17 protein-coding genes and 15 tRNA genes are annotated in these 21,147 nt (G+C 55.4%); 14 read left to right on the top strand and 18 right to left on the bottom strand.

Annotated elements, in window-relative coordinates; all coding sequences use genetic code 11:
* Nucleotides 1–19: 19 nt before the first annotated feature.
* The 4 genes from DLM_RS05555 to DLM_RS05540 are packed head-to-tail and all read right to left on the bottom strand — an operon-like array spanning nt 20 to nt 3,632.
* Nucleotides 20–628, bottom strand: a complete 609-nt coding sequence (locus DLM_RS05555) for an alpha/beta hydrolase (protein ID WP_089085332.1) — start codon at nt 626–628, stop codon at nt 20–22.
* Entirely contained in the window at nt 628–936 is a 309-nt protein-coding gene (locus tag DLM_RS05550) for a (2Fe-2S) ferredoxin domain-containing protein (protein ID WP_089085331.1), read from the bottom strand. Before DLM_RS05550 ends, DLM_RS05555 begins: the two co-directional genes overlap by 1 nt.
* A gap of 52 nt (nt 937–988) precedes the next feature.
* On the bottom strand, nt 989–2,398 hold the full coding sequence (gene dnaB, locus DLM_RS05545; RefSeq protein WP_089085330.1) for a replicative DNA helicase: 1,410 nt from the start codon (nt 2,396–2,398) through the stop codon (nt 989–991).
* Between the two features lie 52 nt (nt 2,399–2,450).
* Nucleotides 2,451–3,632: an NAD(P)/FAD-dependent oxidoreductase gene (locus DLM_RS05540; protein WP_089085329.1), complete on the bottom strand. Its 1,182-nt coding sequence runs from the start codon at nt 3,630–3,632 to the stop codon at nt 2,451–2,453.
* 129 nt (nt 3,633–3,761) lie between these two features.
* Here DLM_RS05540 and sodB point away from each other — a divergent pair, with 129 nt between their 5' ends.
* A complete protein-coding gene (sodB, locus tag DLM_RS05535; protein ID WP_045848599.1) occupies nt 3,762–4,343 on the top strand; it encodes a superoxide dismutase [Fe] in 582 nt (193 codons plus the stop codon).
* A gap of 99 nt (nt 4,344–4,442) precedes the next feature.
* Here sodB and DLM_RS05530 read toward each other — a convergent pair whose 3' ends face one another.
* The 9 genes from DLM_RS05530 to DLM_RS05490 form a co-directional block, all read right to left on the bottom strand.
* Nucleotides 4,443–6,287 carry a SurA N-terminal domain-containing protein gene (locus DLM_RS05530; RefSeq protein ID WP_089085328.1) on the bottom strand — a complete coding sequence of 615 codons (1,845 nt, stop codon included), beginning with the start codon at nt 6,285–6,287 and terminating at the stop codon, nt 4,443–4,445.
* A 77-nt stretch (nt 6,288–6,364) separates the two neighbouring features.
* Nucleotides 6,365–6,441: transfer RNA gene (locus DLM_RS05525), tRNA-Asp, on the bottom strand.
* Nucleotides 6,442–6,447: 6 nt separating this feature from the next.
* Nucleotides 6,448–6,523, bottom strand: a tRNA-Val gene (locus tag DLM_RS05520).
* 42 nt (nt 6,524–6,565) lie between these two features.
* Nucleotides 6,566–6,835, bottom strand: a complete 270-nt coding sequence (locus tag DLM_RS05515) for an HU family DNA-binding protein (RefSeq protein WP_043572292.1) — start codon at nt 6,833–6,835, stop codon at nt 6,566–6,568.
* 176 nt (nt 6,836–7,011) lie between these two features.
* Nucleotides 7,012–9,426 (bottom strand): endopeptidase La, encoded by a 2,415-nt coding sequence (gene lon, locus DLM_RS05510; RefSeq protein WP_089085327.1) that lies wholly within the window; start codon nt 9,424–9,426, stop codon nt 7,012–7,014.
* A 143-nt stretch (nt 9,427–9,569) separates the two neighbouring features.
* Nucleotides 9,570–10,850, bottom strand: a complete 1,281-nt coding sequence (gene clpX, locus DLM_RS05505; RefSeq protein ID WP_089085326.1) for an ATP-dependent Clp protease ATP-binding subunit ClpX — start codon at nt 10,848–10,850, stop codon at nt 9,570–9,572.
* Between the two features lie 16 nt (nt 10,851–10,866).
* Nucleotides 10,867–11,499: an ATP-dependent Clp endopeptidase proteolytic subunit ClpP gene (gene clpP / locus DLM_RS05500; RefSeq protein WP_089085325.1), complete on the bottom strand. Its 633-nt coding sequence runs from the start codon at nt 11,497–11,499 to the stop codon at nt 10,867–10,869.
* 24 nt (nt 11,500–11,523) lie between these two features.
* Nucleotides 11,524–12,831, bottom strand: coding sequence for a trigger factor (tig, locus tag DLM_RS05495; protein ID WP_089085324.1), 1,308 nt, complete (start codon nt 12,829–12,831; stop codon nt 11,524–11,526).
* Nucleotides 12,832–13,302: 471 nt separating this feature from the next.
* Nucleotides 13,303–13,387 (bottom strand) — tRNA-Leu (locus DLM_RS05490).
* Nucleotides 13,388–13,558: 171 nt separating this feature from the next.
* Between DLM_RS05490 and DLM_RS05485 the strand changes: the two genes are divergently transcribed.
* Nucleotides 13,559–14,248 carry a Bax inhibitor-1 family protein gene (locus DLM_RS05485; protein WP_089085323.1) on the top strand — a complete coding sequence of 230 codons (690 nt, stop codon included), beginning with the start codon at nt 13,559–13,561 and terminating at the stop codon, nt 14,246–14,248.
* A 45-nt stretch (nt 14,249–14,293) separates the two neighbouring features.
* Here the strand turns inward: DLM_RS05485 and tilS are convergent, their stop codons facing one another.
* Entirely contained in the window at nt 14,294–15,607 is a 1,314-nt protein-coding gene (tilS, locus tag DLM_RS05480; protein ID WP_089085322.1) for a tRNA lysidine(34) synthetase TilS, read from the bottom strand.
* Nucleotides 15,597–16,562, bottom strand: coding sequence for an acetyl-CoA carboxylase carboxyltransferase subunit alpha (locus DLM_RS05475; protein ID WP_045845354.1), 966 nt, complete (start codon nt 16,560–16,562; stop codon nt 15,597–15,599). The genes tilS and DLM_RS05475 overlap by 11 nt, the downstream gene beginning before the upstream one ends.
* Nucleotides 16,563–16,780: 218 nt before the next feature.
* Here DLM_RS05475 and DLM_RS05470 point away from each other — a divergent pair.
* The 12 genes from DLM_RS05470 (at nt 16,781) to DLM_RS05415 (ending at nt 17,861) form a co-directional block, all read left to right on the top strand.
* Nucleotides 16,781–16,856, top strand: a tRNA-Val gene (locus tag DLM_RS05470).
* A gap of 5 nt (nt 16,857–16,861) precedes the next feature.
* Nucleotides 16,862–16,938 (top strand) — tRNA-Asp (locus tag DLM_RS05465).
* Between the two features lie 27 nt (nt 16,939–16,965).
* A tRNA-Val gene (locus tag DLM_RS05460) sits at nt 16,966–17,041 on the top strand.
* Between the two features lie 5 nt (nt 17,042–17,046).
* Nucleotides 17,047–17,123 (top strand) — tRNA-Asp (locus DLM_RS05455).
* 26 nt (nt 17,124–17,149) lie between these two features.
* Nucleotides 17,150–17,225 (top strand) — tRNA-Val (locus tag DLM_RS05450).
* Nucleotides 17,226–17,231: 6 nt separating this feature from the next.
* Nucleotides 17,232–17,308 (top strand) — tRNA-Asp (locus DLM_RS05445).
* Between the two features lie 27 nt (nt 17,309–17,335).
* Nucleotides 17,336–17,411 (top strand) — tRNA-Val (locus tag DLM_RS05440).
* A gap of 4 nt (nt 17,412–17,415) precedes the next feature.
* Nucleotides 17,416–17,492 (top strand) — tRNA-Asp (locus DLM_RS05435).
* 27 nt (nt 17,493–17,519) lie between these two features.
* A tRNA-Val gene (locus DLM_RS05430) sits at nt 17,520–17,595 on the top strand.
* Between the two features lie 5 nt (nt 17,596–17,600).
* Nucleotides 17,601–17,677, top strand: a tRNA-Asp gene (locus DLM_RS05425).
* 26 nt (nt 17,678–17,703) lie between these two features.
* A tRNA-Val gene (locus DLM_RS05420) sits at nt 17,704–17,779 on the top strand.
* Nucleotides 17,780–17,784: 5 nt separating this feature from the next.
* A tRNA-Asp gene (locus DLM_RS05415) sits at nt 17,785–17,861 on the top strand.
* Nucleotides 17,862–17,976: 115 nt separating this feature from the next.
* Here DLM_RS05415 and DLM_RS05410 read toward each other — a convergent pair.
* Genes DLM_RS05410 through pmbA form a run of 3 tightly spaced genes read right to left on the bottom strand, consistent with a single transcriptional unit; the run spans nt 17,977 to nt 21,146 of the window.
* Nucleotides 17,977–18,471, bottom strand: coding sequence for a disulfide bond formation protein B (locus tag DLM_RS05410; protein WP_197715507.1), 495 nt, complete (start codon nt 18,469–18,471; stop codon nt 17,977–17,979).
* Between the two features lie 60 nt (nt 18,472–18,531).
* A complete protein-coding gene (locus tag DLM_RS05405) occupies nt 18,532–19,761 on the bottom strand; it encodes a patatin-like phospholipase family protein (RefSeq protein WP_231960081.1) in 1,230 nt (409 codons plus the stop codon).
* Between the two features lie 26 nt (nt 19,762–19,787).
* A complete protein-coding gene (gene pmbA / locus DLM_RS05400) occupies nt 19,788–21,146 on the bottom strand; it encodes a metalloprotease PmbA (RefSeq protein WP_167467042.1) in 1,359 nt (452 codons plus the stop codon).
* Nucleotide 21,147: the final 1 nt, after the last annotated feature.

Raw genomic sequence — 21,147 nt, 5'->3', positions numbered from 1 at the left:
TCATATTGGCAACAGCGGCTTACCAACAGCGCTGAATCATTTGCCCCAGTTTGATCAGCTTGCCATGGAAGAAATGCCCCGCCCCAGGGAATACCAGGACAGGCAAGTCCTGCGGGCGCGCCCAATCCAACACCGCAGACAGTGGAATCACCTCGTCTTCCTCTCCGTGGATCACCAGCGTATTTGCCGGCACTGGCGGTGTGGGGATTTCATACTTGCCAACCGCCACGCCCATCAGCAACAACTTGTCAGCCTCAATCACGGCACGGGTACGCGCTGCCACAAAACCACCAAACGAAAACCCTGCCAGTGCCAGCGGCAACTGGCCATGCACGGTGCGGGCATGCTCGACCACGGCAATGACATCCTCCACCTCGCCAACCCCATGGTCATGCTGACCACCACTCTCCCCCACCCCGCGCAGGTTAGGACAGTAGCAGGCATAACCCAACTGTGACAGCGCCTTGGCGGCTGTCTGCACCACCTTATTGGTATTGGTGCCCCCCTGCAGCGGGTTGGGATGGCAAATGACGGCAATTCCCTGCGGCTCGCCTTGCGGCAATACCACGATGGTCTCCAACTCGCCTACCGGGCCGGGAATCACACACTTGTTCAGGGCTTTCAACATCAGATCTTCAACCTTTCAACAATACGCCCAGCCACTACGTGCTCATCGATGATTTCGTCGATGTCTTCGCGGTCGATAAAGGTGTACCAGGTCTCTTGCGGATACACCACCATCACCGGACCATCATCACAACGCCCCAGACAACCAGCCTTGTTGATGCGGACCTTGCCTTCCCCCGCCAGCCCCAATGCCTTGACCCGGTCCTTCATATAGCCCAGCAGTTCGCTGGAACCGTGGTTATTGCAGCAATCTTCTCCGGCAGCACGCTGGTTGCAGCAGATAAATACATGTTGGTCGAAAAAGCTCATGAACTACCTTTCCTGTAGGAATGCACACCCTGACTCTTGCTAACCGACAGGCTTAGCCGTCGCTGTCCGCCCAACCGCTGATACCCAGCGTGGCGGCATTCTCAAACTTGGCATGCTTGCCGACAAATGCCAGCCGCACCGCACCGGTAGGGCCGTTACGATGCTTGCCGATGATGGCCTCGGCCATACCCTTCACTTCCGCGTTTTCCGGGTTGTAGTACTCTTCGCGATACATGAAGATGATGATATCGGCATCCTGTTCGATTGCGCCGGATTCCCGCAAGTCAGACATCATCGGGCGCTTATTGGGACGCTGCTCCACCGCACGCGATAGCTGCGACAGCGCAATCACCGGCACCTGCAACTCCTTGGCCAGGCCTTTCAGGCCACGCGAAATTTCACCCAGTTCGGCGGTGCGGTTATCCCCACGCCCCGAACCCGACATCAGCTGCAAATAGTCGATCACGATCAAGCCAAGCTTGCCGCCATGCTGGCGTGCCAGACGGCGGGCACGGGCACGTAGTTCCAGAGCGGTGAGTGCCGGGGTTTCGTCAATATACATCGGCGCTTCAGACAGCTTGCCAATGGCGTAGGTGAGTTTTTGCCAGTCCTCGTCACCCAGCTTGCCGGTACGCAACACATGCTGATCCAGCCGTCCAACCGAGCCGAGCATCCGCATCACCAACTGTGCCCCGCCCATTTCCATGGAGAACACGGCCACCGGCAAATGTGCCTCCACCGCCACATGCTCGGCAATATTCATCGAGAAAGCGGTTTTACCCATGGACGGACGCCCGGCAACGATGACCAAATCCCCCGGCTGCAGGCCGGATGTCTTGGCATCCAGATCGATAAAGCCAGTGGGAATACCAGTGACTTCGTCCGGATTATCCCGGCTGTACAGCATGTCAATCCGCTCGACCACCTCTTTGAGCAAGCCCGGCATTTCCAGAAAACCCTGCTTGGACTTGGCAGTGGATTCGGCAATCTGGAACACCTTGCCTTCAGCCTCGTCCAGCAACTGGGCAGCATCGCGTCCTTGTGGCGTGTATGCCGATTCGGCAATCTCCGCCCCAACCACCGCCAACTGACGCATGATGGAACGTTCGCGCACGATTTCCGCATAGCGACGGATATTGGCGGCCGACGGCGTGTTCTGCGCCAGCGTTGCCAGGTAAGACAGACCGCCCACATCTGCCAGCTCGGCGTTCTTGTCCAGCACCTCGGATACCGTGACAACATCGGCAGGACGCCCCAGCTCGATCAAGCGCGCTATGTGCTTGAAAATGAGTTTGTGGTCGTGACGATAGAAGTCGGCCTCGGAGACAACGTCGGCAATCTTGTCGAAAGCGCCATTATCCAGCATCAAACCGCCAAGGACCGACTGCTCGGCCTCGGTCGAATGTGGCGGTGTGCGCAGGGATGCCATGGCACCATCAAAATTTTCGTACTGTTCGGTCATGGAGACTCAATGAAATGTGCAACAGGCAACAGCATGGGATAAGACGGCAATTCTAGCAGTTTTTGCCGGCCACATAGCCGGATGACCACGCCCACTGAAAGTTGTAACCACCCAACCAGCCGGTGACATCAACCACTTCGCCGATAAAGAACAAACCCGGAACATCCTTGGCTGCCATGGTTTTGGAAGATAGCGCTTTGGTGGAAACCCCGCCGCGCGTCACCTCAGCCTTCTTGTAACCCTGGGTGCCATTGGGCTTGATGCGCCAATGCTGTACCTGTTCAGCCAGCTGCAAGCGCTTTTTGGGCGACAAATCCTTCAGCCGGACATTGAAACCCAGCCGGCTCAACCACGCCTCGGCAAAACGCTTGGGCCAACCCAGCTCGGCCAGCGCGTTGCTCACCAGTTGTTCACTGCTTTGCCGCTCGTCCAGAAATGCCTGGACGTCACAGTCCGGCAGCAGATTGATCACCACATCCATGCCCGGTTCCCAGTAAGAGGAAATCTGCAGGATGGCCGGACCAGACAAGCCTTTATGGGTAAACAGGATCTGCTCACGAAAACGCCCCTTGCCGGCGCGCACTTCCACATCCAGCGACACCCCGGCCAAGGGAGCAAAAGCCTCGGCATCCGCTACATGGAAAGTCAGCGGCACCAGAGCAGGACTCAGCCCTGTTACCGGCAACCCAAACTGCTCGGCAATACGGTAGCCCAGCGGTGTTGCGCCGATTTGCGGGATGGACAAGCCGCCGGTGGCCACCACAAGGGCCGTTGCACCGAAGACACCCACAGAGGTTTCCACCCAGAACAAACCGGCCTCATCCTTGCGAACAGCACCAATGCTGATACCCATCTGACGGACCACCCCGCCTTTTTGACATTCGGCGTCCAGCATATCGATGACCTGCTGACTGGAGTCATCACAAAACAACTGGCCCAGTTTCTTTTCGTGATAGGCGATGCCATGGCCTTCAATCATGGCTATAAAGTTCTGCGGACCAAACTGTGCCAGTGCCGAACGGCAAAAATGAGAATTTTCTGAAATATAGCGATCTGGTCTGGCATCGATATTGGTGAAATTACAGCGACCACCACCAGAAATTCTGATTTTCTCTGCCAATTTCTCTGCATGGTCAAGCAGCAAAACCTTGCGCCCACGCTGGCCCGCGATGGCTGCACACATCATGCCAGCCGCCCCGGCACCCAGCACCACGACATCGTATGACTTATTCATTTTCTTACTTTACTTATTTAGTCAACTATTGGCGATCAACAGTTGAATCCAGTACACTTGCTGTTACAGTAATCCGCTAGATACGGCTTTCGCAATTTCGCAAGCCCAATTCTCAACAAGGAGAGCATGATGGAACACAAACTGCCGGAACTGCCTTACGCACTGGATGCGCTGGCCCCCCACATCTCCAAGGAAACCCTGGAATTCCACTACGGCAAGCATCATCAGACCTACATCACCAACCTCAACAACCTGATCAAGGGCACCGAGTTTGAAAATGCCTCGCTGGAAGAAATCGTCAAGAAATCTTCCGGTGGCATCTTCAATAATGCCGCTCAGGTATGGAACCACACTTTCTACTGGTTTGGCCTGGCACCGAATGCGGGTGGCGAACCGACCGGCGCACTGGCTGATGCCATCAACGCCAAGTGGGGCTCCTTCGAAGAGTTCAAAAAAGCCTTTACCCAGACTGCCGTTGGCACCTTCGGCTCCGGCTGGGCTTGGCTGGTAAAGAACAGCGATGGCTCGTTGGACCTGGTATCCACCAGCAATGCCGCCACTCCGCTGACCACCGACAAGACCCCGATCCTGACCTGTGATGTGTGGGAACACGCCTACTACATCGACTACCGCAACAGCCGTCCTAACTATCTGGACAGCTTCTGGAAGCTGGTTAATTGGGATTTTGCTGCCAAGAACTTCGCAGCCTGAGCCATTACCAGACAGCATTAAAGGGCCTTTCGGCCCTTTTTTTATTGCATGGCAATGCAGCAGGCGGCAAGGCCGGTTATGGCCTTGCCTGTCATGCCCTTATTGCTCACTCTGATCGTTAAGCTGCTGCTTGCCCATCTTGACCGGGTATTTCTGCCGCAAGGTTTCCAGATAGCTGCCAAGCTGACTGCGCGCAGTCATCTGCACCATGGCAGCAGCCAACTGTGTACGCTCTTCATCCGTTACTGCAGCACCAGGCGCGACACTGGCGATCTGATAAATGGCGTAGTCACCATTATCATGCTTGCTACCGGCAAATGATGGCAGCGGGCTGCTCTGTGCTGCAAACACCGCACGCACGTCAGCAGCGGCCATGGCTCCAGGATTACGGCGCGATATGGTCAGCGGCTCACTCCACTTCTGCGCATCAATACCCTTGCCTGACTTAAGCTGTGCCAGCAAGGCCTGCCCCTGCTTCTCTGCCAGTTTGGCCCCCTGGGTAGCAATCAGCTCATTCTTGATGCCATCACGCACTTCATCCAGCTTCTGCTGACGCTCTGGCTGATGATCAGCCACACGCACCACCACCAGATTACCGCCACCGATATCCACCGGTTCGCTATTGTGCTTTTTCTTCAGTACATCATCACTGAATGCTGCATCCAGCACCTTGGGATTTGCCAGCACCGGATCCGTGGATTTCTTGTCGCGCGACAACCAGTCAGAATGCTTGATTTGCAGCTTGAGGGCATCTTGCACACCCTTGAGCGAATCAGCCTGCTGATACGCCACCTCAGCCAGCTTGTCGGCCATGCTGCGCAGTTGGCCTGCGGCTTTCTGCTGTTTCAACTTGGCTTCTACCGCCGCTTTTACCGCAGCAAAATCCGGCTGCTTCACCTCATCCAGCTTGATGATGTGATAGCCATATTCGGTTTCCACCACTTCACTGATCTTACCCGGCTGCATGCGGAACACCACATCATCAAACGGCTTGACCATCGCACCACGGGCAAAGAAGCCCAGATCACCCCCATTGGCCGCAGAGCCCGGATCTTGAGATTTGGACTTGGCCAACTCGGCAAACTTGCTGGGATCTGCACGCAGTTGTTTGAGCAGGGATTCGGCTTCAGCTTTAACTTTGGCCTTGTCTGCCGGCTTGGCATCCTTGGGTACGCTCAGCAGGATATGTGAGGCACGGCGCTCTTCACCAGCCAGATCAGCCTTGTGCTGCTCGTAATATTGCTTCACCTCTGCATCACTGACAGTCAAACCGTCAGCAACGGCTTGCGGCGACAATACGACATAATCCAGTTTGACCGATTCAGCCGTACGGAAACGCTTGGCGTTGGCATCGTAAAATGCCTTTAGGGCAGCATCGTCGGTTTTGACTTGGGAGGCAAAATCTGCCGGCTTCAACAGCAGCAGACGCACTTGGCGCTCCTGCGCCATCAGCCCCCCCATGCGCTCCACCATACTGCGGGAAACAAAACCAGTGCCAGCAAAATTATTGATCTGGTTTTGCAGCATGATGTCACGGCTGATTTTGGCTTCAAAAGCCTCGGGCGACAGATTGCGTGCCGCCAGGAATTCCTTGTAACGCGCAGCGCTGAACTGACCGTTTTCCTGCAGCTCAGCTATACCAGCAATGACTTTGCGCAATTGCTCGGGACTGACGGTAGCGCCACCATCCTGAGCGGCCGCCAGCAGCAAGTCCTGACGGATCAGGTCATCCAAGGCTTGTTGACGTGTTGCTGCGTCAGAGGGCTGCCCCTCCAGAATACGATCAAGATCGCGTTTGTAAATCTTGGCCGATCCTACCTTGACCAGATATGGATCATCCACGGCGGAGGTATAGCTCCCCACGCCAAAGCCAACAAAGGTCAGCGCTACCGCGCCCAGAATGACTTGAATGGCAATTTTATTATTCTGAACAAAATCGAACATGGCGATATCGGCGCGAGCCACCCCAATGGTAAAAAAAAAGGTGAACGACTGAACACGTTCACCTTTTCTGTAGATTCTGGCGGAGTGGACGGGACTCGAACCCGCGACCCCCGGCGTGACAGGCCGGTATTCTAACCAACTGAACTACCACTCCAAACTATGGTGGGCGTTGACGGAGTCGAACCGCCGACATTCTGCTTGTAAGGCAGACGCTCTACCAACTGAGCTAAACGCCCGCTATAAAACCTTGCCGCTATTTCTAACGACAAGGTTGGATATTATAGCGCGTCTTTCAGTGCCTTGCCAGCACGGAACTTCGGAGAACGTGCAGCCGGGATCTTGATGGTTTCGCCGGTTTTCGGGTTGCGACCGCTGCGCTCAGCACGCTCGCCAACATAGAAAGTGCCAAAACCTACCAGAGTCACGGTGTCGCCTTTTTTCAGGGCGTCGGTAACAGCGGCAACCATACCATCCAGTGCCTTGGCAGCTGCAGCTTTGGAAATATCGGCTTCAGCGGCGATTGCATCAATCAGTTCAGACTTGTTCACGTAAGTCCCCTTTCGTCGTTCTTCGGTCTACGTAATTCGGATAAAAACCGCTTGCTTTATAGCAAGGTCAAAATCCTTGTGTCAAGCGGCTTCCAGCGGATTATTGCCATTTGGCAAACCCGGCTGGAAAGCACAAGCGGCCCGGTAATTTAACTACGGCTGCAACATACTGATTTTTAATGCGTCATTACGGATACACCAGACGCACCTTCCGATGCGGGGTGCAACTCGTCCGGCTTCGTTTCTTCGGGCAAGGGTTCGGGCTGACGCTCAAGTGCCAGGGCCAATACCTCGTCGATCCACTTAACAGGATGAATTTCCAGCTTCTGCTTGATGTTGGCAGGAATATCCACCAAATCCTTGGCATTGCCGTGCGGAATCAATACATGCTTGATTCCACCACGATGTGCGGCAAGCAGTTTTTCCTTCAGTCCACCGATGGGCAGCACTTCACCGCGCAAGGTAATCTCACCGGTCATGGCAACATCAGAGCGTACCGGAATTCCCGCCAGAACGGAAACAATTGCGGTTGTCATCGCGATACCGGCACTCGGTCCATCCTTGGGTGTTGCACCTTCCGGCACGTGAATGTGCATGTCATGTTTTTCATGAAAATCGGGCTTAATGCCCAATGTGCGCGAACGACTGCGCACCACACTCATCGCCGCGGTAATCGACTCTTGCATCACCTCGCCCAACTGGCCGGTACGCACGATATTACCCTTGCCCGGCAGCGATACCGCTTCAATGGTCAGCAGCTCGCCACCCACTTCGGTCCAGGCCAGACCGGTAACCTGTCCGATACGGTTTTCCTTCTCGGCCACACCATAATCAAAACGATGTACACCCAGATACTTGTCCAGATTCTTGGCGTTTACCGTTACTTTGGCGGCCTTGCTCTTGCCAAGCAGCGCTCCCGTTACCACCTTGCGGCAAATCTTGGCGATTTCCCGGTCCAGGCTACGCACGCCAGCTTCACGCGTGTAGTAGCGCACGATGTCGCGCAAGGCGCTTTCTTGCACAACAAGCTCGCCTTCCTGCACCCCGTTGGCCTTCATCTGCTTCGGTACCAAATACTTCAGCGCGATATTGACCTTCTCGTCCTCGGTGTAACCAGCCAGTCGGATGATTTCCATCCGATCAAGCAGGGCATGCGGGATGTTCAAGGAGTTGGCGGTTGCGACAAACATCACATCCGACAGGTCGTACTCAACCTCGGCGTAGTGATCGACAAAAGAGTGATTCTGCTCCGGATCCAGCACTTCCAGCAAGGCAGATGAGGGATCGCCACGGAAATCAGCACCCATTTTGTCCACCTCATCCAACAGGAACAGCGGGTTCTTCACCCCAACCTTGCTCATGTTCTGCAATACCTTGCCTGGCATGGAGCCAATATAGGTACGACGATGACCACGAATCTCGGACTCATCCCGCACACCGCCCAGTGCCATGCGCACGAACTTGCGATTGGTGGCGCGGGCAATGGACTGGCCCAGCGAAGTCTTACCCACGCCCGGAGGGCCTACCAGGCAGAGAATCGGTGCCTTGAGCTTGTCCACCCGCTGCTGCACCGCCAGGTACTCCAGAATGCGCTCTTTGACCTTTTCCAGGCCAAAGTGGTCTTCATCCAGCACGGACTCGGCATTGGCCACATCCTTGTTGATCTTGGTCTTCTTCTTCCACGGCAACTCAAGCAGGGTATCGATGTAGTTGCGCACCACCGTGGCTTCAGCCGACATCGGCGACATCATCTTGAGCTTTTTAAGCTCGGCACTGACCTTGTCCTTGGCTTCCTTGGGCATGCCAGCCAGACGAATCTTCTTCTCAAGCTCATCAAGATCGCTAACCTCATCCATGTCACCCAGCTCTTTCTGGATGGCCTTGACCTGCTCGTTGAGGTAGTACTCGCGCTGACTCTTTTCCATCTGGCGCTTGACGCGACCACGGATGCGCTTTTCCACCTGCAGGATATCGATCTCACCCTCGAGCTGGGACAGCAAATGCTCCAGTCGAGCGCGCACATCGAACATCTCCAGCACTTCCTGCTTTTGCTCCAGCTTGAGCGGCAGATGGGCAACGATGGTATCCGCCATCCGTCCGGCACGCTCAATGCCTGCCAGAGAGGTCATGACCTCAGGAGGAATTTTCTTGTTGAGTTTGACGTACTGTTCAAACTGGGCCAGCAAGGCGCGGCGCATGGCTTCAGACTCAGTGGAGTCCTCACCGTCAGCGGCCAGCGGAGTAAGGGTGCCAACAAAGCAGCCACCATCCTCTTCAACCTGGGAAATTTGCGCACGCTGACGCCCCTCGACCAGCACTTTTACCGTGCCGTCAGGGAGCTTGAGCATTTGCAGCACCGAGGCTATCGTGCCGACGCTGTAAAGGTCATCCGCTTCAGGTTCGTCCTTGGAGGCAGAGCGCTGGGCAACCAGCAACACCTGCTTGCCTTCATCCATGGCGCTTTCCAGGGCACGAATGGACTTGGCCCTGCCGACAAACAGCGGGATGACCATGTGGGGGAAAACAACCACATCCCGCAGCGGGAGCAGGGGCAATGTGGTTTCTTCGCGGAGTTCTGCGGGTTGGGGCATATCACCTAACCTTGCGTACGTGAAACATTGCATGAAAGATGGGGCAGTCATGCTGAAAATCAACACCCCATACTAAATCAGTTTGGCGGCATTACAAAAGAAAACCGCCCCTTAAGGGCGGCTTTGCCTGTTACAGAGTCAACTCAGGCGGACTGAACCTGCTCATCCTTATCGCGATAGATGAACAAAGGCTTTTCACCCTTTTCGATAACCTTTTCATCCACCACGACTTTTTCCACATTTTCCATGGAAGGCAGCTCATACATGGTATCCAGCAGCACGCGCTCGATGATGGAACGCAAGCCACGCGCACCGGTCTTGCGAATCAGTGCCTGTTTGGCAATAACGCGCAATGCGGACGGGCGTACTTCCAACTCGACGTTTTCCATGCGGAACAAGCGCTGATACTGCTTGATCAATGCATTCTTCGGCTGGGTCAGGATGGTGACCATGGCCTCTTCGTCCAGCTCTTCCAGCGTGGCCACCACAGGCAGACGGCCAATCAGTTCGGGAATCAGACCAAAACGGATGAGGTCTTCCGGCTCAGCCTCCTTGAACAAGGCCGAGGTGGACTTGCTGTCATCCTTGGAGCTGACTTCCGCGCCAAAACCGATGCCACCCTTTTCCGAGCGGCGGCGGATGATCTTTTCCAGACCATCAAACGCACCACCGCAAATGAACAGGATATTGGTGGTATCCACCTGAATGAATTCCTGGTTCGGATGCTTGCGCCCACCTTGCGGCGGAATGGAGGCAACCGTTCCTTCGATCAGCTTAAGCAAGGCCTGCTGCACACCCTCACCGGAAACATCACGGGTGATGGACGGGTTTTCCGACTTGCGCGAGATCTTGTCGATTTCATCGATATAGACAATGCCGCGCTGGGCCTTTTCCACATCGTAGTCGCACTTTTGCAGCAGCTTCTGGATGATGTGCTCAACGTCTTCCCCCACGTAACCGGCTTCGGTCAGCGTGGTGGCATCCGCAATCACGAACGGCACATCCAGCAGGCGTGCCAGCGACTGTGCCAGCAAGGTCTTGCCGGAACCAGTAGGGCCAACCAGCAAGATATTACTCTTGGCCAGCTCAACCTCATCCTTGTCGCTTGCCGGGGTGTACAGCCGCTTGTAGTGGTTGTACACGGCAACCGACAGGGTTTTCTTGGCAAAATCCTGGCCAATGATGTATTGGTCAAGATCGGCACGGATTTCCTGCGGCGTCGGCAAAGTCGTCGAAGCAGTGGCTGCCTCACCGATTTCACCGACCACTTTTTCCAGTTCTTCACGAATGATGTCGTTGCACAACTCAACGCACTCATTGCAGATAAAGACCTGGGGGCCGGCGATCAGACGCTGGACTTCATGCTGGCTCTTGCCGCAGAAAGAGCAATACAGAAGTTTTTCGTTGCTGTTTTTATCAGCCATTAGCTATTTCCACTGCTTACGCCGTGACATCCTTGCGGGAAGTCAGCACTTTATCAATCAGGCCGTATTCGCGTGCCTCGTCGGCGGACATGAAATTGTCACGCTCGGTATCAGCCTGCAAACGCTCAATGGTCTGGCCGGAATGCTTGGCCAGCAATTCATTCATCTTGGCCTTCACCTTCACCAATTCGCGGGCATGGATCTCGATATCGGTTACCTGGCCACTCAGACCACCGCCATACAACAACGGCTGGTGAATCATCACCCGGCTATTGGTCAAGGCAAAGCGCTTGCCATGAGTACCGGCAGACAGCAGGAAAGCACCCATGCTTGCAGCCTGGCCAATGCACAGAGTTGAGATGTCCGGCTTGATGAAATTCATCGTGTCGTAAATGGACATGCCCGCCGTAATCGAGCCACCTGGCGAATTGATGTAGAAGTAGATGTCCTTGTCCGGATTTTCCGACTCAAGGAACAGCATCTGCGCCACAACCAGGTTGGCCGATTCGTCGGTGACGGGCCCCACCAGGAACACGATACGCTCCTTGAGCAGGCGCGAGTAGATGTCGTAAGCACGTTCGCCACGACCACTCTGCTCCACTACCATGGGCACCAGACCCAGCCCTTGCGGTTCAATCATCGATTTCATCGACCAACTCCGTTTGCGTCGTTATCAGGCGTTGTTACCCATCAGGGCATCAAAGGACAGTTCTTCTACTTCAACCTTGGCCTTGGACAGAACGAATTCCACCACATTGTCTTCCAGCACCATGGAGGTCGGACCTTCCAGACGGTCGGCGCTGGCGTAGTACCAGGTCAGCACTTCTTCCGGATGCTCATAGCTGTCGGCAAACTCTTCGATCATGGCCTTCACCTGCTCCGGCTTGGCTTCCAGCTTGTTAGCATCCACTACCTCAGCCAGGATCAGACCCAGCGCCACGCGGCGCTCTGCTTGCTGGGCAAACAGTTCCGGCGGGAAGGGCATATCCTTCACGTTCATGCCGCGTTGCTGCATGTCGCGTTGTGCCTGTTCGATCAGACGGCCGATTTCCAGCTGAACCAGTGCCTTGGGCAGGGTGATTTCAGTGGCATCCAGCAGTGCCTGCATCACGGCTTCCTTGGTGCGGGCTTGCAGACGACGCTTTACTTCACGCTCCACATTCTTGCGGATCTCAGCGCGCATCTTTTCTACGTCGCCATCAGCGATACCCAGCAGCTTGGCGAACTCTTCATTCACTTCCGGCAGCGTTGCTTCAGCAACATTCTTCACGGTGATTTCGAAGACGGCAGTCTTGCCGGCAACATCCTTGCCATGATAGTCAGCCGGGAAGGACACTTCCACGTTCTTGACTTCACCTTCCTTCATGCCGGTCACGCCAGCTTCGAAGTCAGCCAGCATCTGGCCCTGACCAATCACGAAGGGGAAGTTCTCGGAGGAACCGCCATCAAACAGTACCCCGTCGATACTACCCTTGAAGTCGATGATCACGCGGTCGCCTTCGGCAGCAGCGCGCTCTACGCGGTTATAACGGGTACGCTGCTTGCGCAGGATATCGATGGTTTTTTCGATTTCAACATCAGTTACCGGCGTGGAAGGCTTCTTGATTTCCTTGTCGGCCAGTTCGCCAACTTTCACTTCCGGGTAAACCTCGAAGGTTGCAGCAAACTTGAAGTTTTCTGCATCGCCCTCGGCTGCAACCGGCTCAAAACGCGGATAGCCGGCAACGCGCAGCTTTTGTTCGTTCACTGCGCTGTAGAAACCTTGCTGAACCTGCTCGCCCAACACTTCTTCACGCACCTGGGCACCGTAGTTGGCTTCAACGATTTTCAGCGGAGCCTTGCCCGGGCGGAAACCTTGAATCTTGGCAGTACGTGCCACGCGCTTCAGGCGCTCAGTCACTTGAGCATCAATGGCAGCCATCGGCAGAGCGATGTTCATGCGACGCTCAAGATTGCTCAACGTTTCCAGTTGTACTTGCATGTTCAATCCTTAAACTAGTCATCTGAATACGAGTTCGGCCCTTGCACGAACATTTCGTATTTTGGAAAACAGGTGAAACCCCCTAGGGCTTCGGCTCTATATGGGGCCACAAGCCCCGGCTACAAGTGCAGTCCCCACCCTTGCCTGCGTAACGCAGCCACGACTGGACAGCATCCCATTGCGAAAACGCGCAGTATAGCATGCAGCCTGTTTTTGTATGCAGGCGAATCATGCGGCCAAGCCAAGCATTCAACACAGCGTGCGGACAACAGGGCGCCTTCATATTGATGAATTTATTAAGTACTGCAAAACAGACACATGCACCGCATGCCGCAACCATCCTGCCCAAAAAAGTCAGATCTCGGCAGTCATCGCTGAAGCCATGCAGCAAACAGGGGCATGAAATCACCAGTAATGCATCACACTGGACAACAAGGGGAGTTACTACTTGGGAAAATCAGGAAATATGTGTGGTGCGAGCGGAGAGACTCGAACTCTCACGCCTTGCGGCGCTGGAACCTAAATCCAGTGCGTCTACCAATTCCGCCACGCTCGCCCTGTCAGGACATTGAATATCACCGACGAAGAGGGCGCACTATACCCCAGCCCAGTTTATCTTTCAAGCCATTCACAATGAACTATTGGCATGGTTTCATGTCACAATGCTGGCACTTGATTATCATGCCAGCTGTTTTGAACAGCAAACACCACACCAAGAGAGGGCAGCATGCAACCAGACCTGCACAATACTTACCAGGCCAGCACCGTCGGCCTTGCGCGTAACAAGGTTTTGCGCAACACCTATGGCTTGCTCGGCCTTTCCATGATCCCTACCATCATGGGTGCGCTCATTGGCACACATCTGAACTTTGCCTTCATGGCCGCCAGCCCTATCATGGGCATGCTTGCCATCATGGCTGTTTTTTATGGCCTGGTATTCGCCATCGAAAAGAACCGCAATAATTCGCTGGGCGTGTTCCTGATGCTGGGCTTCACCTTCATGATGGGTCTGCTGCTCGGACCGTTGCTGCAGTTTGCGCTGCGTTTCAGTAACGGAGGACAGTTGATCATGACCGCAGGTGCTGCCACGGCACTGGTCTTCGCCGTCATGGCCGGCATTGCCAGCACCACCAAACGAGACCTGTCAGCACTAGGCAGCTTCCTCACCGTTGGTGCCATTGTGCTAATGGTGGCTGTTGTCGCCAACCTTTTCTTGCAGATGCCCGGGGTTCAGTTGGCAATTGCCGCTGCATTTGCCTTGTTCAGTTCGCTGATGATCCTCTGGCAGGTAAAGGTTGTTGTGGATGGCGGTGAAACCAGCTATGTATCGGCCGCGCTGTCGATCTACATCAGCATCTACAATTTGTTTACCAGCCTGCTGCAACTACTGCTGGCCTTCAGTGGCGATCGCGACTGAGTCATTAGCCGCATAGCAAAAAGCGCCTTGTCAAAAGGCGCTTTTTTATTGCTCCGGCAACCATTCCGGCCAATAACCATCCGGATCATAACACTCGCTGGAAACTGCCACGCCAGGCAATGCCAGCAATTTCCCATCCGCATCAGACAGCAAAGGCCACTGCTTGCGCAACAAGGGCGGAATCCCCGCTTCCTGCAGCAACTTCTTCACCTGCCGCCTGCCCGCGGGCTGCAACAACAACTCGCCCCCACGCCTTGGCGACAGGTAAAACCCGCGCTCCAGCACATCAGGGGAAATTCCACCGCGGCGCTCCCAGCGCAAACACCCCCCCCAGGATGGGACGCGCTGCTCATGCACCTGCTCCATGAGCGCGGGCTGCATAAATTGCGACTGCAAACCCTCCCGCAGACGAAACACATGCAGATTGCCACGGTAGCGCAATACGACCACTTCGCGCACAACCAGACTGGGCTGGCTTTGCTCAGCAGCACACCTGAGCTGGCGCAGAAATTCCTGCACACGATCTGGAGCCACCGCTCCCACCCCCTGCTCATGCAGCCAGGCGAGCAAGACAAACCCCTGCCTGACTTCCGACAAGGCCAGCAGGCTGGCTACATCAAAACCATGCCCTCTCCTGCCCTGCGCCAGATCAGCAGCAACAACCTCATCAATCAGTGCTGATGCCTGGCTCATATGCCAGGCAGTTCGCACAATATGCTGGCGATAAGCAGGCAAGTGTTCAGCCAGCAAAGGCATCACGCAATGACGCAACATGTTGCGGCGGTAACGGGTATCAATATTGCTGTCATCCTCCACCCAGCGCAGCTGGAACAGCGCGGCATACTGTTCCAACTGCTGCCGCGAGTAGGCCAACAAGGGGCGCCACAAGACCAAGCCGGCCAATGACCGGCAAGCCGGCATGCCAGCAAGCGCCTTGACACCGCCACCGCGCAGAAGCTGCAACAATACCGTTTCTGCCTGGTCATCCTGATGCTGGGCCAGCACCATTACCTGGGCAGACGCTTGGGCATAAGCCTGGTAACGCAATAAGCGGGCATGAGCCTCCACCCCCTGCGGGGCAGCCCGATTCACACTGACCCGCGCCACACGCAAGGGGACATCCCAGTTGGTACAGACCGACTGGCAATGCTGCACCCAAGCCTCGGCATGATCACTAAGACCGTGATGCACATGCACAGCAGATATCTGCAACTGCGGACGGTACTGCCTTGCTCGCACCAGCAATGACAGCAATACCATGGAGTCAAGCCCGCCACTTAGCCCCACTTCAAAAGCAGAAAGGCCGGACAAATTGTCCGGCCAACTGGCTAACAGGTCAGGCAGCAGGTCAGGCTGCATCTTCCTTGAAACGCCCGTAACTCATCAGACGATCGAAACGCTCTTTAAGAAGCGCATCAATCGGACGATTGGCAAAGTCTTTCAGTTGCTCCTGAATTACCCGCTTCATCGCATTCATCATCTGAGCATGATCACGATGCGCACCGCCAACCGGCTCGTTGATCACACGATCGATCAAGCCCAGAGTCTTCAGTCTATTGGCTGTAATACCCAGCGCCTCGGCAGCCTCAGAAGCACGTTCTGCAGTTTTCCACAGAATGGACGCACAACCTTCAGGTGAAATCACCGAGTAGGTTGAATATTGCAACATGTTGACTTGATCGCCCACGGCAATGGCAAGCGCGCCACCGGAACCACCCTCACCAATCACCGTGCAGATGATGGGAACACGCAGACGCGTCATCTCGTAAAGATTGCGACCAATTGCCTCGGACTGGCCGCGCTCTTCTGCGCCAATGCCCGGATAAGCACCCGGCGTATCGATAAAGGTGATGATGGGAATGCCAAACTTCTCGGCCAGCTTCATCAGGCGCAATGCCTTGCGATAGCCTTCCGGACGCGGCATGCCGAAATTGCGATAAATCTTTTCCTTGGTATCGCGGCCCTTCTGATGGCCAATCACCATCACGGGCTGGCCATTGAAACGGGCCAGGCCACCCACGATTGCCGGATCATCGGCAAAAGCACGATCGCCATGCAGCTCTTCGAAGTCAGTGAAGATGCTGCGCAGGTAATCCAATGTATATGGACGCTGCGGGTGGCGTGCCACCTGGGAGATCTGCGAGGGGGACAGTTTGGCATATAGAGTCTTGGTCAGTTCCAGACTCTTCTTTTGCAGGCGTGCGATTTCTTCGGAGATATCCAGTACGGAATCGTCCTGTACGAATCGCAGCTCTTCTATCTTGTTCTCGAGCTCGGCGATAGGCTGCTCAAAATCGAGAAAGGTCGGCTTCATTATGCACATCATCCGATTAAGCGAATCGGGCAATCATACATGACTGCCAAAGAGTCCGTCACGCCCCTGTCTGACAAAATTCAGTCGGCATAAGCGGGCGATTTGATTATTCCCGGATTTATGCAAAAAAGTGAAACCTCCCCCTTGCGCGGACTTTTAGGCTGTGCTTTAATTCGCCTCCTCGCTGAGACGCAAACGCAGACAGCGAACAGATTTCAGGGCGTTTAGCTCAGTTGGTAGAGCGTCTGCCTTACAAGCAGAATGTCGGCGGTTCGACTCCGTCAACGCCCACCAAGGTTGGAGTGGTAGTTCAGTTGGTTAGAATACCGGCCTGTCACGCCGGGGGTCGCGGGTTCGAGTCCCGTCCACTCCGCCAACAGTTTACACAGCAGTAACCCTTTTCGGGCGTTTAGCTCAGTTGGTAGAGCGTCTGCCTTACAAGCAGAATGTCGGCGGTTCGACTCCGTCAACGCCCACCAAGGTTGGAGTGGTAGTTCAGTTGGTTAGAATACCGGCCTGTCACGCCGGGGGTCGCGGGTTCGAGTCCCGTCCACTCCGCCAACAGTTTAAAAGCAGTAACCCTTTTCGGGCGTTTAGCTCAGTTGGTAGAGCGTCTGCCTTACAAGCAGAATGTCGGCGGTTCGACTCCGTCAACGCCCACCAAGGTTTGGAGTGGTAGTTCAGTTGGTTAGAATACCGGCCTGTCACGCCGGGGGTCGCGGGTTCGAGTCCCGTCCACTCCGCCAACAGTTTACACAGCAGTAACCCTTTTCGGGCGTTTAGCTCAGTTGGTAGAGCGTCTGCCTTACAAGCAGAATGTCGGCGGTTCGACTCCGTCAACGCCCACCAGGTTGGAGTGGTAGTTCAGTTGGTTAGAATACCGGCCTGTCACGCCGGGGGTCGCGGGTTCGAGTCCCGTCCACTCCGCCAACAGTTTACACAGCAGTAACCCTTTTCGGGCGTTTAGCTCAGTTGGTAGAGCGTCTGCCTTACAAGCAGAATGTCGGCGGTTCGACTCCGTCAACGCCCACCAAGGTTGGAGTGGTAGTTCAGTTGGTTAGAATACCGGCCTGTCACGCCGGGGGTCGCGGGTTCGAGTCCCGTCCACTCCGCCAACAGTTTAAAAGCAGTAACCCTTTTCGGGCGTTTAGCTCAGTTGGTAGAGCGTCTGCCTTACAAGCAGAATGTCGGCGGTTCGACTCCGTCAACGCCCACCAAGGTTGGAGTGGTAGTTCAGTTGGTTAGAATACCGGCCTGTCACGCCGGGGGTCGCGGGTTCGAGTCCCGTCCACTCCGCCAATAATCAAAAAGCAGCCTAAGGCTGCTTTTTTGCATTTAGCCACTGCCCCGCTTCCCACGTAAAAAAGCCGGTATTTCGCATCATGCAAAATACCGGCTTGATCAATTGACTGAATCAGGATTTGCGAAACGCCAACCATAGTTGCAGCGCAATCACGCCGACAAAGAAAACCGCCACCCAGAATGGCATCGCCTGCCCCAGGAAGGTCCAGTCAACCTTGGCACACTCGCCACTGCCTTTGAATACCTTGGACAGCACATCCCACAGCGGAGAAGTTTCCATCAGGTAATCCAGGCCAGGCCCACAAGCAGGAACCATGTCTTCCGGCAGGCTTTGCAGCCACAACTGACGCAAAGACACCGCACCACCAGCCATCGCGGCCAGCACGCCCAATACACCCCAAACCCTGTAACCAGTGCGCCCCGGGTTATGCAGGGCAGCCAGCAAGGCAATAATACCGACGGAAATCACCCCGACCCGCTGAAAAATGCACAAGGGGCAGGGCTCCAGATGCAATACATATTGCGAATAAAGGGCAAAAGCCATTGCTGCGGCGCAGCCGACCGCCACCAGAAAAAAACCCTGTCTGCGTGATAAACGAATACTCACAACTTCCCCTTGTCTTTGTATTGGGCTTGAAAATGGAACCTCTAGGATTTTAGTCCTGATTCAAAGTTCCAGAAATTGTCTGATGGCATCTTTTTGTGCCAGCGCATCCTTGTAGCCAAGTGCAATCAAGGCACGGCAATAACCTGGCTCAAACAGCAGATAAGTAGCCAGTGTCATGCCGCGCTTTCTGGTTCCACCAGCCCCCTTCATCAGGAAGCGCAAAACCGGTGGAAATTCGTGCGCATGCTGATAGGCAATACTCTCCAGCGACTGACTGGGGCTGAGCATGAAAACATCCACTTGCTTGAGGCTGGTTTGTGCGCACAAATCCTGATGCCCCTGCAGCAACGATACCGTGTGATTGACACGTAACAGGCGTTCCATGTCTATGGACATGCTATCGACAAAAATGCTATTGAGCAGATGCCCGAAAATCTGTGCTGGCGTGGGCACCACACTGCTTATCCGGCGTTCGGCTGCTGTTGGCCGCTGGCTGGTAAGGCCCACAATGAACAGCTTGTCCGCACCCAGATGCAAAGCGGGCGACAGCGGCGTCAATTGCCGGATGGCACCATCGCAGTAATACTGCTTGCCAATCTGGGTGGAGGGGAAAATCAGCGGAATGGCCGACGTTGCCATCAGGTGATCCAGCGAAATACGTTCACGCACCCCCATGCGCTGATGGCGCGACCATTCGTCAATATGGGGCTGACTTTCAAAAAAAGTAACCGACATACCGGTACTGAAACAGGATGCGGTCAGCGCCAGTGCCTGCAGACTCCCCTGCTCCAACGCGTCGCGAATCCCATCAAACGGCATCACCCGGGCAAGAAAGTCACGCAAGGGCGCATTATCCAGAAAGCTTTTCGGATTACGCCAGCCATGGCCGCCGGTGGCAATGGAAATGCCGAAATGGAAAAAGGTCTTGATAAAATAGGCCAGACTGGCATCGTACACATCCTGAATGTGCAACTGCTTCCACATCTGCGCCAGATAATGCACCGCCTGACGGTAATTATTAGCACCCGAGGCAACGGCTACTGCATTAATGGCCCCCGCCGAAGTGCCACAGATAATGGGAAAAGGATTACGCCCGGAATCCGGCATCATCCTTGAAATGGCCAGCAGCACACCGGCCTGATAGGCTGCCCTGGCCCCGCCTCCCGACAGTACCAGGCCAATATTGCTCTTCCCCGCCATCTTGCACCTCGCATTGGATGCATTGTTCCTTGCTTTAGAAATAGCCCCAAAATAGTAAGCTTGACAAGCAACAGCTTGCCAAGGCCCCACTCTGCAGCTTTTATCAAGACCCGGGGTTAGCCCTCACCGGCAACCATCATGGATTCGATCAGCACCGAGCCCATCACCTTGCCACCGCGGGACAGCGTATCGGTCCCGACAGCCACCATGCGCTGGAACATCTCGCGCAGATTGCCGGCAATGGTGATCTCTTCCACCGGATAGGCAATTACCCCGTTTTCCACCCAGAAACCGGCCGCGCCGCGCGAGTAGTCACCGGTGACGGTATTGATGCCATGCCCCAGCAACTCGGTTACCAGCAAGCCAGTGCCCACCTGCTGCAACAGCTCGCCAAAGCTTTCACCCGTGGTATGTACCAGCAGATTGTGTGGCCCGCCAGCATTGCCGGTGGACTGCATACCCAGCTTGCGTGCCGAATAGCTGGCCAGCATGTAGCCTTGCAACACGCCTTGATCAATCAGGCGGCGCGCCGAGGTTTCCACCCCTTCGCTGTCAAAGGCACCACTGGACATGCCACGCAGCACAAACGGGTCCTCATCAATAATGATATTCGGATGAAACACCGGCTGCCCCAGCGCACCCAGCAGGAAGGACGATTTGCGGTAGAGATTACCGCCGCTGATGGCGGATACCAGATGACCGATCAGCGACGCAGCCACCGGGGCCTCGAACAATACCGGGTACTGGCCGGTCTTCACCCGGCGCGCAGACAGCCGCCGCACCGCACGCTCACCTGCCGTGCGGCCCACCGTGAGCGGATCATCCAGATCTGCAGGATGCCGGGCGGCTGAATACCAGTAGTCGCGCTGCATGGAGCCAGCCTCCTCTGCCACTACGGCGGCGGAAATGCTGTGCCGACTCCCCGGATAACCCGCCATGAAGCCATGGCTGTTGGCATAGATGAAATGACTGGCTTGTGCCGATACCGATGCACCCTCGGAATTGCTGATACGCGCATCGACGCTGCGCGCGGCATCCTCACAGCTACGGGCAAGCTCGATGGCTTGCTCCACCGGCAGATTCCAAGGATGGAACAGATCCAGATCCGGAAAGTCGCTTGCCAGCAACTGGCGATCGGCCAGACCCGCACATGCATCTTCGGCAGTAAAGCGCGCAATATCCAATGCCGCCTTCACCGTGTCCTGCAAGGCCTGATCCGAAAAGTCGGAGGTGCTGGCATGGCCTTTTTTCTGACCAAGATAGACGGTGACTGACACACCCTTGTCCTGGTTGTACTCAATGGTCTCCACCTCACCCAGACGCACGCTCACCGTTTGACCCAATCCTTCGGAAACATCGGTTTCGGCCGCAGTGGCACCATGCTGAGCCGCCAGCTCCAGCACGCGGCTGGCAATGCCTTGCAATACGTTGTTACTGAAACTGAATGTGTTGTCTGCCAATGTCTTATCTACCATG

The sequence above is a fragment of the Aquitalea magnusonii genome (assembly GCF_002217795.2).
GTDB lineage: Bacteria > Pseudomonadota > Gammaproteobacteria > Burkholderiales > Chromobacteriaceae > Aquitalea > Aquitalea magnusonii_B.
Note: the sequence above shows the minus strand (reverse complement) of the source record. Positions and strands in the feature narration are given on the sequence as shown.

Excerpts from the sequence above, each read along its gene's own strand:
- DLM_RS05555 (WP_089085332.1), bottom strand. The coding sequence starts at position 628 with ATGTTGAAAGCCCTGAACAAGTGTGTGATTCCCGGCCCGGTAGGCGAG.
- DLM_RS05550 (WP_089085331.1), bottom strand. The coding sequence starts at position 936 with ATGAGCTTTTTCGACCAACATGTATTTATCTGCTGCAACCAGCGTGCT.
- dnaB (WP_089085330.1), bottom strand. The coding sequence starts at position 2,398 with ATGACCGAACAGTACGAAAATTTTGATGGTGCCATGGCATCCCTGCGC.
- DLM_RS05540 (WP_089085329.1), bottom strand. The coding sequence starts at position 3,632 with ATGAATAAGTCATACGATGTCGTGGTGCTGGGTGCCGGGGCGGCTGGC.
- sodB (WP_045848599.1), top strand. The coding sequence starts at position 3,762 with ATGGAACACAAACTGCCGGAACTGCCTTACGCACTGGATGCGCTGGCC.
- DLM_RS05530 (WP_089085328.1), bottom strand. The coding sequence starts at position 6,287 with ATGTTCGATTTTGTTCAGAATAATAAAATTGCCATTCAAGTCATTCTG.
- lon (WP_089085327.1), bottom strand. The coding sequence starts at position 9,426 with ATGCCCCAACCCGCAGAACTCCGCGAAGAAACCACATTGCCCCTGCTC.
- clpX (WP_089085326.1), bottom strand. The coding sequence starts at position 10,850 with ATGGCTGATAAAAACAGCAACGAAAAACTTCTGTATTGCTCTTTCTGC.
- clpP (WP_089085325.1), bottom strand. The coding sequence starts at position 11,499 with ATGAAATCGATGATTGAACCGCAAGGGCTGGGTCTGGTGCCCATGGTA.
- tig (WP_089085324.1), bottom strand. The coding sequence starts at position 12,831 with ATGCAAGTACAACTGGAAACGTTGAGCAATCTTGAGCGTCGCATGAAC.
- DLM_RS05485 (WP_089085323.1), top strand. The coding sequence starts at position 13,559 with ATGCAACCAGACCTGCACAATACTTACCAGGCCAGCACCGTCGGCCTT.
- tilS (WP_089085322.1), bottom strand. The coding sequence starts at position 15,607 with ATGCAGCCTGACCTGCTGCCTGACCTGTTAGCCAGTTGGCCGGACAAT.
- DLM_RS05475 (WP_045845354.1), bottom strand. The coding sequence starts at position 16,562 with ATGAAGCCGACCTTTCTCGATTTTGAGCAGCCTATCGCCGAGCTCGAG.
- pmbA (WP_167467042.1), bottom strand. The coding sequence starts at position 21,146 with ATGGTAGATAAGACATTGGCAGACAACACATTCAGTTTCAGTAACAAC.